The following is an 8,751-nucleotide window of genomic DNA, read 5'->3' on the forward strand; positions in this document are numbered from 1 at the left end:
CAAAAAAGGTAGGGAGGATATTTATTTTGTTTGTTCCGTGGAAAGTTCCAAGTCACATGGAAACAAATATCCCCCACTCCTACTATAGGTAAGCAAAAAGAGAAGTTGTTTACCAACTTCTCTCCTATTTATTCATTAGATAGTAATTTCAGAATTTCATCTCCATACTTCTCTACTTTCTTCTCACCAACACCTCTAACTTGGAGTAATTCTTCAATACTCTTTGGTAATCGATTTACAATTGATATAAGTGATGAGTCTGAAAAAATAATGTATGGTTTAATATTTTCTTTAATAGCCTTACTTTTTCTCCAAAGCTTTAATTTATGGAATAATTCTTCATCTATAGGCTTTTCATCTTCTTTTACTAATAAGTACATGTCTGCTTTACCTAAAAGTATATCCATAGATTTATTATTTAACTTTAACATAGAATATGTTCCCTCCTTTAAGCTAACATATCCCTGTGTAAGCATTTCATTAATTATAGCTTTTATAAATGATGAACTATAGTCCTTCATTAACGAAAAAGTTGTTATTTTGTCTAAGTTTTTCTCTATTATTTTAGGTCCTTTTATACCTCTTAAAATATCAATTAATACTGATATACCGTAATTTTCACGGGTTCTATATACAGTTGACAAAATAATTTGTCCTTCCCTAGTAAAGTCCCTTACTTCATCATTTCCCAGGCAATTACTACAATTTCCACAATAATTTCTAGACCATTCCTTATTAAAATACTTTAATAAAAATGCTCTATAACAACCATCTTCTTCACAAAAGTCTATCATAGACTGAAGTTTTCTTAAGGCAATTTCCTTACGTTTAAACCCACTACTTTTATTTAATATAAACTCTACTCTTCGTATATCATCTCTATTATAAAAAAGATAACACTTACAAGCTTCCCCATCTCTTCCCCCTCTACCAATTTCTTGATAATAAGATTCAAGATTTTTAGGAATTGTACAATGAACTATGTATCTTACATTTGATTTATCTATTCCCATACCAAATGCATTAGTAGCTACCATAATATTTGTTCTTTCAAATAAAAAATCATCTTGAGCTTTTTCCTTATCATAATCTTCTAGCCCTCCATGATACATTGATACATTATACCCATACTCCCTTAAATAAGTATATAAATTTTCCACTTCTTTTCTAGACAAACAGTATATTATTCCAGATTCATCTTCATGCTCTCTTATAATATCCTTAATTCCTTCTAACTTATCCTCTTCTTTGAAAATATTAATAGAAAGATTTTCTCTATTTATATCACCTACATATTTTATTGGATTTCTTAGTCCTAAAAGATTCATAGAATCCTCTTTAACTTCATCTGTAGCAGTACCTGTAAATGCAGATATAACTGGCCTATTAGGTAACAAATCCACAAAAGGTTTTATATATCTATAACTAATTCTAAAATCATGTCCCCATTCTGAAACACAGTGTGCTTCATCTACCGCCACCTGCGAAATATGTAAATTTCTTATCATTTGAACAAAAACTTTAGACTCTAATCTCTCTGGTGCAATATATATTAATTTATATAAACCTAAAGATGCATCCTTAAGTATATCCTTTATTTCCTCCATACTTTGAGTGCTATTTATATATGTAGCAGTAATACCATTCTCCTTAAGGGAGTCTACTTGATCCTTCATTAAGGATATTAAAGGAGATATTACTAAGGTAACACCATTCATTATTAAGGCTGGTATTTGATAGCAAATTGACTTACCAGCGCCTGTTGGCATTATACAAAAAACATCCTTCTTAGATAGAATATTAAAAATTATGTTCATTTGCCCTGGTCTAAAGCTATTATATCCATAAAATTTTTTTAATGCATATAAAGCTGTATCTTTGATATTCAAATACTCACCTCTTTCTATATTTCTTTACTATTGTCCATTTTACAATATTTTAATCAATAAAAAAAGAGAACAAAACTTTTCTAACTGTTGATATCTTTAAAAATGTATAAGCTATTATTCCTCCACCTATACAGCTAATACAAAATGGTATAACATAAGCAAACAGTGCAACTTCTTTACCTAAGATTAAAGTTGAAATGGGATATGCAACTAAGGCCCCTATAAAGCCTGTCCCAATTATTTCTCCTAATAATCCTGCTTCTATATTATTAAACTTTTTATATAAAACTCCTGATAAAAATGCTCCTATCATACTCCCTGGAAAGGCTAAAAGACTGCCAGTACCTAAAATATTTCTAAGGGTAGAAGCTATAAATGCATTTCCTAAAGCATATCCTGGACCTAATGTAACAGCTGTAACCACATTTACAAAATGTTGTACTGGGGACATTCTTGCTCCAAATATAGGAATTGAAAAAGTTCCCAATATAGTTGCTATTGCTATAAGCACACCACTTAATGCTAATTTTTTTGATAATCCCTTTTTCTCCATATTTACCTCCAATTCGTAAAAAAATCGTCAATATGAACTTACCGAGTCTTCGATTTTTTCATCACACTCTGCTTTAAGAAAAGCATGTGAGCAAAAGACCAATCTCATATAATTTTTTTAATTCTTTAGGCATAAATTAGCGAATATATAGCCAAATTGTTGAAGTTATCCTCAATTAATAATAAATCTACTTTCCTAAAGAATAAAAAAGCGTAGCCTAATAGGGCCACGCAAATAAACTTTTATATTTTTAATTTATCACTTCCCTACGATGGTTCTAACCATATCAGGTTCAAGGGTTTAGGAACTTTCTTTCCATTCTCAGCCAGAGCACTAGCTCCCCTAGTAAATTTATGTAATTTTCACTTTTATCTTACCAGTTTTACTCTTCTCCGTAAACTTTCTTTTTTAGCATTAATCCTGCTTTAGTTATAGCAACTCCACCTAAAGCAGTTTCTCTTAATGATGCTGGAAGAGATTTACCTACCTTATACATTGCAGAAACTGCATCATCAAAAGGTATTTTTGATTCTACACCTGCCATAACCAAATCAGCTGTACATAAAGCACTAATAGCTCCCGAAGAATTTCTTTTTGCGCATGGTATTTCAACTAATCCAGCAACTGGGTCACATACTAGTCCAAGTACATTCTTTAGTACTATTGCACCTGCATCTAAACTCATCTTAGGAGTACCACCCATCATTTCTACTACAGCTGCTGCTCCCATTGCTGAAGCTGAACCACATTCTGCTTGGCATCCACCTTCTGCTCCAGCTAGTGTTGCATTCATACCTATTATCATTCCCACAGCTGCTGATGCAAATAATCCTTCTATCATTTCATCTTCTGTTTTATTTAATCTTTTTCCTGCTGCTAAAATAACTGCCGGTAATATTCCACAAGAACCTGCAGTAGGACATGCTACAATTTTCCCCATAGCTGCATTTACTTCTGATGAGGATAATGCCATAGCCATGGCTAATACCATAGTATCCCCTGTTAATGTCTCTCCTTTTTCAAGATACTTTTTTAATTTATATGCATCTCCACCTATAAGACCACTAACTGAATAAACTTCTTTTTCCATTCCCTCGTTAGCAGATGTTATCATAACATGTAGATTTTTTCTCATCTTTTCAAAAAGTTCTTCTCTTGATATTCCCTTATCTTCTATTTCATATCTTATAGCATATTCGCTAAGAGATATATTCTCCTCTTGGCAAATTTTCAAAAGTTCTTCTCCACTTCTTGCTATATCCATTATTCCTCCTCCTTAACTGGATTTATTCTAATAACTCTACTTATAGAATCTATCCCTTTAATTTCATCTATTACATCATCGTTTAATCTATTATCTACTTCAAATACCATTGTAGCCCCCTTACCTCTTTGCTTTCTAAAAACCTTCATAAAAGCAATATTTATGTGTTCTTTATAAAGTATCGAGGTAACATTAGAAACTGCTCCAGGTACATCTTGGTGAGATATTATTAATGTTGGATAATCTCCAGTAAATTCCACTTTATTGCCATTTACTTCTGTTATCTGTATACTTCCTCCACCAATGGAAGAACCTATAACTTCACAGTAATTTCCTTTCTTAGTTTCCATAATAAACTTAACAGTATTTGGGTGAGCATCTCCTAAATCTGTTTCTATAAATTCAAATTCTAACCCTTCTCTCTTAGCAATTTCTAGAGACTCTCTTAATCTTATATCACTAGGCTCCATTCCAAGTATTCCAGCAACTAATGCTCTATCTGTTCCATGTCCCTTATAGGTTTTCCCAAAAGAACCATGCAATAAAAACTTTACGCTTTTTAAGGGACCATTAGCTACAGATCTTGCTACTTTTCCAAGTCTTGCAGCTCCTGCAGTGTGAGAACTTGATGGACCAACCATTATAGGACCTAAAATATCAAAAACGCCTACGCTCTTCATAAAACCTCTCCTTAATCATTAGTTATTTTACTTTTAGTTTAAGTAATTTTATCTGTATTATCAATCTTTATTTTGCTATACTTAATTTATGGAATTTATTCCCCCCCACAACAATGAAAGGGATTTTTTTATGAACATTATTCTTAATATAATTTTTGGTTTTGCAATCTTCCTAGGAATATTATTTGCTTTATATTTCTTATTAAACATATGTGATTTTTATGGAAATCAAAGAGAGTTACATCTTAAAATATTTTTCAAAGATAAAATGAACTTTTTCTGTGCTGCTTTACTACTTTTATATATGTCTGTTGTTGAAACTACAACTATAGGAATAATTTTATTTTTTGTTTTGCTTTTTGTTTCTTTTGTCTTTAATCTAGTAATGTTTTCTAGAGATAGCATGGTTCTATTTAATAATAAATTTAAATATGAGAGCATAAGGTGCGTAACTGTTAAATGGGACAAAGGTTCTCCCAAAAAAATTATCTCCTTTGAATTTAATGATAAAGCGAAAAAGTTATCTTATATTCTTAAAGCTGGAGATATTGATTACCTAATAGAGAAATTAGAAAATAAAAATGTTGCAGTTAAAAAGTTAAGTAGATAGTTTAATATTGATACTGATAAAAGAGAATCTATAGCAAGGATTCTCTTTTTTTATTGTTGTATATTTACATATTTATATAAATATATATTTTTTAGAATTATTATAAGAAAAATTCTTTTCTTAATAATAAAAATAATATTATTTTTATTATTAAGATTAAGCTATTTAAAAAGAGAAGTTACTTAGCAACCTCTCTTCAATATTTATAAAAACAACTTCCTCCAATGAATTCTCTTAAGATGGAATTCTCTGGCACATCACTGAATTCAATTTCTTTAAAGAAGTTTAAAAATGATCTTAACCTCACAGCTTCATTATACACCGGACTACCTGGCTTTATTTTCTCAAGTTCTTTTATAGCATATGGTTTTAATACACATAATTCATATACTAATGTTGAGTTAAACATTGCATCAGCTTCCTCTTGATATACAAAAATGTTTTTTCTTTCTCCTCTTTTAATTGAAGGCCACATCATTAAAGTTTCTTCTGCTCCATAACCTCTTGATAAATAGTCTCTAACTATTCTTCTAACTTTTCTTACATCTGTTGTTGCAATTCTATTATGGTTATCAAGATTTAATTGAGTTAAGGCAGATATATATATTTTATATTTTTTATCATCTTCTATAGCATCTGTTAATGATGGATTTAATCCATGAATTCCTTCAACGATAATTACACCATTTCCAGGTAATTTTAGTTTATGACCATTCCATTCACGACTTCCTGTCTTAAAATTATAACTTGGGATCTCTACTTCCTTACCATCTAAAAGATATTTTAGATTTTTATTAAACAACTTTAAGTCAATAGCTTCAATTGATTCAAAATCATATTCTCCGTTTTCATCCCTTGGAGTATGAACTCTATCTACAAAATAATCATCTAAAGATATTGGTATTGGATTTAACCCATTAACTCTTAGTTGTATTCCAAGCCTATTCGCAAAAGTAGTTTTTCCAGAAGAAGATGGGCCAGCAATTAAAACTACCTTTACATTCTTCTTTGCTGAAATACTATCTGCTAAATAAGCTATTTTCTTTTCATGTAGTGCTTCAGAAACTAAAATTAAATTGGTAAGTCCTTTACTTATAATCTTTTTATTTAGACTTCCAACTTCCCCTACTCCAAGTATATCCAACCATCTTTCTGTCTCATAAAAAATATTAGCTAATGACTTTTGCTCCTTAAACTCAGGTAATACTGTAACATCCTCTTCTGTAGGATTTCTTAAAACAAAACCATGAGCATATGGTATAAGGTCAAAGGCCTTTATTATTCCAGTTGAATATGCCATTTGTCCGTAAAAATAATCATATCTTCCATCTAATTCATATAACTTAACCGTCTTTAAATCAACTTGCTTTAATAATTTAACCTTATCCATCATTCCATAGTCTTCAAATATCTTTATTGCTTCTTCCTTAGATACTTGAACTTTATTTATTGGAATATCTCTCTCAATTAAATCTTCCATATGTTTTCTTATTTTATTTATATCTTCTTTATTTAAAGGTTGAGTTTTATAAATCTCACCAAATGTTCCTTTTGAAATAGAATGCTCTATTTTAATAATTGCATCTTTAAAAATATCTAGAGTAGCCTTTATAAAGATATATTGAAGAGTTCTTGAATATATCTTCCATCCTATTTCACTATTTGCATCAATTAACTTTATATCTCCATCAGCTGGTATTTCCATAGCTAATTCATAATAATCTCCATTTAACTCACATAAAACTACTAAGCTATCTATAGCATATTCTTTTACAACATCTTTAAAAGTAGTACCTTTTTTCACCTTAATTTTTTTATTCCCAATAGTAAGATTTAAGTAATTCATATAATTCTCTCCCTTCTTACAAATCCTTTGATTTTTTCATTAGTATTATTATACACCTCCCTCTATTAAACGAAATTATTTTAATTATACTCACTTTTTCTTAGAATTTCATAACTATTTCTTTTTATCATATATTATAGTATATAAAATAACCACTATACTGCTCTTTATTTATTTTATTGTATGACAAAAAGACCTTAACACATTTTCATTTAAAAAATAGTGCAAAAGCCTAGACGAATAATTAAATCGTATGCTTTTACACTATTATAATTATGTATAACTGCTAACACTCCCGTTTCTCCGTATAAGCATAAATGCTTTACTAAAACACCTAATCCGCATGTTATACTATGGTGTAATGTGATTAATTCTCTCTATCCGAGTCATTTTTATGCTCTAAGTGTATAATTCCACCTACATTACGATTTAATTATAGATTATTCTATTGTCATACTCAAATTCAATATTCCTTTTTATTAACGATATCTTCTCTAACCTTTTTTCAAATTATCTTCTCTTACCTATTATTTACTACCACATTTAGGAATTAGCTATAATTTACAAATATACTATATGCCAATTTATAATTCTCTATTTTCTTAGTTCTCTTTTCTCCTTCAAATTCTTCTTTAAACACTTTCATATTACAATCACCAAAATAATAGCCTTTTAACATCTCTTTATAATCAAAATTGGTATTATGTTTTAACATTCCATACATTACTCTAACAAATTTACACATTACTGCAATTTGCATTGATCTTTTTTTAGTTGGATTCTTATGATTATATGATTTATAGTAACAATAGGCTATTCTAAAATACTCATTATGTTTTACTAAACTATCCATTATATTAAATAGATGTTTTCTAACTATACGTGAACCAGCCTTATTTATTCTTCGTTCACCTATGTATTTTCCCGAAGCATTTCCTTTTAAACTTAAGCCCAAAAACGCTAATATTGCTCTAGTATTTTTAAAATTTCTAATATCTCCTATTTCACTTAAAACCGATATTAATTGTATTAATGGAATACCTTTTATCTGCTCAAACTCAGAATATAAAGGAATTATATTTTTTGCTATTTCTTTTATTTGCTTATCTAAATGCTCCTTAGATTTATTTTGTAATAAAAATTTATCTATATAAGCTACCATCTCTACTTTTTCAGCATATGAAGGCTCTTTAATTAGCCTACCCCAAATCTCACACTCTTCCTTATATAAACTCACCATTCTCATATTAGGTTTGTCTACAATTTCGCCAAGCTCTCTTTTTATATTATCTAGATCAACATTTATTATATCTTCCGGTGAAGGATATAGCTTTATTAGTGCTACTCCTGTTTTACTATTCAAGTTTTCAAAAATCTTAAAAAATACCGGATTGCATATATCTATACATCTATGTATTTTATTCTTTAATGCTACTAATTCATCACTTATATCATTTCTCATACGTGTCAACTTTTGCAATGATCTTAATTCTCTTTCATTCTCTCTTATATAAACATAATTCCCATTTCTAAGACAACTTGCTATTACTCTAGCATCTAATGTATCGTTTTTTCCTTTCTGCCCTTCCTCTAATGCCCTTCTATGCTTTACTGAATCTGTTTTTATCATTACTGTTTCAATTCCGATATCTTTTAAATAATCTCTAAGATTAAACCAATAATGTCCTGTTGATTCAACACCTGCTATACAATCATCATAAGTAAAGCCATAATTATTTATAATTAAATCTATTTGCTCCTCTAATCTAGCAAATCCATAATAGTCATTCTCGATACTAAGTCCTTTTTTTACAATTGGATTCCCTTCAGTATCTATAATACTGATACTATTTTTAAATTTCCCTACATCAATTCCAATAAACACCTTCTTCATAAATCTTTTCCTCCA

The 8,751-nt window shown here is 29.5% G+C and carries 7 protein-coding genes and 1 riboswitch; of the genes, 1 reads left to right on the plus strand and 6 read right to left on the minus strand.

The features are described from left to right. Positions 1-128: 128 nt before the first annotated feature. From recQ to sdaAB, 4 genes are all read right to left on the minus strand, one after another. Positions 129-1,889 (minus strand): DNA helicase RecQ, encoded by a 1,761-nt coding sequence (gene recQ / locus G594_RS0111825; protein WP_027098780.1) that lies wholly within the window; start codon positions 1,887-1,889, stop codon positions 129-131. Between the two features lie 49 nt (positions 1,890-1,938). Next, entirely contained in the window at positions 1,939-2,442 is a 504-nt protein-coding gene (thiW, locus tag G594_RS0111830; protein WP_027098781.1) for an energy coupling factor transporter S component ThiW, read from the minus strand. Between the two features lie 246 nt (positions 2,443-2,688). After that, positions 2,689-2,796, minus strand: a riboswitch (TPP riboswitch). A gap of 28 nt (positions 2,797-2,824) precedes the next feature. Beyond that, on the minus strand, positions 2,825-3,706 hold the full coding sequence (gene sdaAA / locus G594_RS0111835; RefSeq protein WP_027098782.1) for an L-serine ammonia-lyase, iron-sulfur-dependent, subunit alpha: 882 nt from the start codon (positions 3,704-3,706) through the stop codon (positions 2,825-2,827). Further along, positions 3,706-4,386, minus strand: coding sequence for an L-serine ammonia-lyase, iron-sulfur-dependent subunit beta (sdaAB, locus tag G594_RS0111840; protein WP_027098783.1), 681 nt, complete (start codon positions 4,384-4,386; stop codon positions 3,706-3,708). Before sdaAB ends, sdaAA begins: the two co-directional genes overlap by 1 nt. A 130-nt stretch (positions 4,387-4,516) precedes the next feature. Here sdaAB and G594_RS0111845 point away from each other — a divergent pair, with 130 nt between their 5' ends. Next, the gene (locus G594_RS0111845) at positions 4,517-4,996 is read left to right on the plus strand and encodes a hypothetical protein (protein WP_027098784.1); all 480 of its coding nucleotides are present in this window, start codon (positions 4,517-4,519) and stop codon (positions 4,994-4,996) included. Positions 4,997-5,192: 196 nt separating this feature from the next. Here the strand turns inward: G594_RS0111845 and G594_RS0111850 are convergent, their stop codons facing one another. After that, positions 5,193-6,842 (minus strand): nucleoside kinase, encoded by a 1,650-nt coding sequence (locus G594_RS0111850; protein ID WP_027098785.1) that lies wholly within the window; start codon positions 6,840-6,842, stop codon positions 5,193-5,195. Between the two features lie 550 nt (positions 6,843-7,392). After that, entirely contained in the window at positions 7,393-8,736 is a 1,344-nt protein-coding gene (locus G594_RS18865) for an IS110 family RNA-guided transposase (RefSeq protein ID WP_051195994.1), read from the minus strand. Positions 8,737-8,751 lie beyond the last annotated feature (15 nt).

Source organism: Clostridium paraputrificum AGR2156 (assembly GCF_000424025.1).
In the GTDB taxonomy this organism is placed as follows: Bacteria; Bacillota; Clostridia; order Clostridiales; family Clostridiaceae; genus Clostridium; species Clostridium paraputrificum.

Excerpts from the sequence above, each read along its gene's own strand:
- G594_RS0111850 (WP_027098785.1), bottom strand. The coding sequence starts at position 6,842 with ATGAATTACTTAAATCTTACTATTGGGAATAAAAAAATTAAGGTGAAA.
- G594_RS18865 (WP_051195994.1), bottom strand. The coding sequence starts at position 8,736 with ATGAAGAAGGTGTTTATTGGAATTGATGTAGGGAAATTTAAAAATAGT.
- sdaAB (WP_027098783.1), bottom strand. The coding sequence starts at position 4,386 with ATGAAGAGCGTAGGCGTTTTTGATATTTTAGGTCCTATAATGGTTGGT.
- thiW (WP_027098781.1), bottom strand. The coding sequence starts at position 2,442 with ATGGAGAAAAAGGGATTATCAAAAAAATTAGCATTAAGTGGTGTGCTT.
- sdaAA (WP_027098782.1), bottom strand. The coding sequence starts at position 3,706 with ATGGATATAGCAAGAAGTGGAGAAGAACTTTTGAAAATTTGCCAAGAG.
- G594_RS0111845 (WP_027098784.1), top strand. The coding sequence starts at position 4,517 with ATGAACATTATTCTTAATATAATTTTTGGTTTTGCAATCTTCCTAGGA.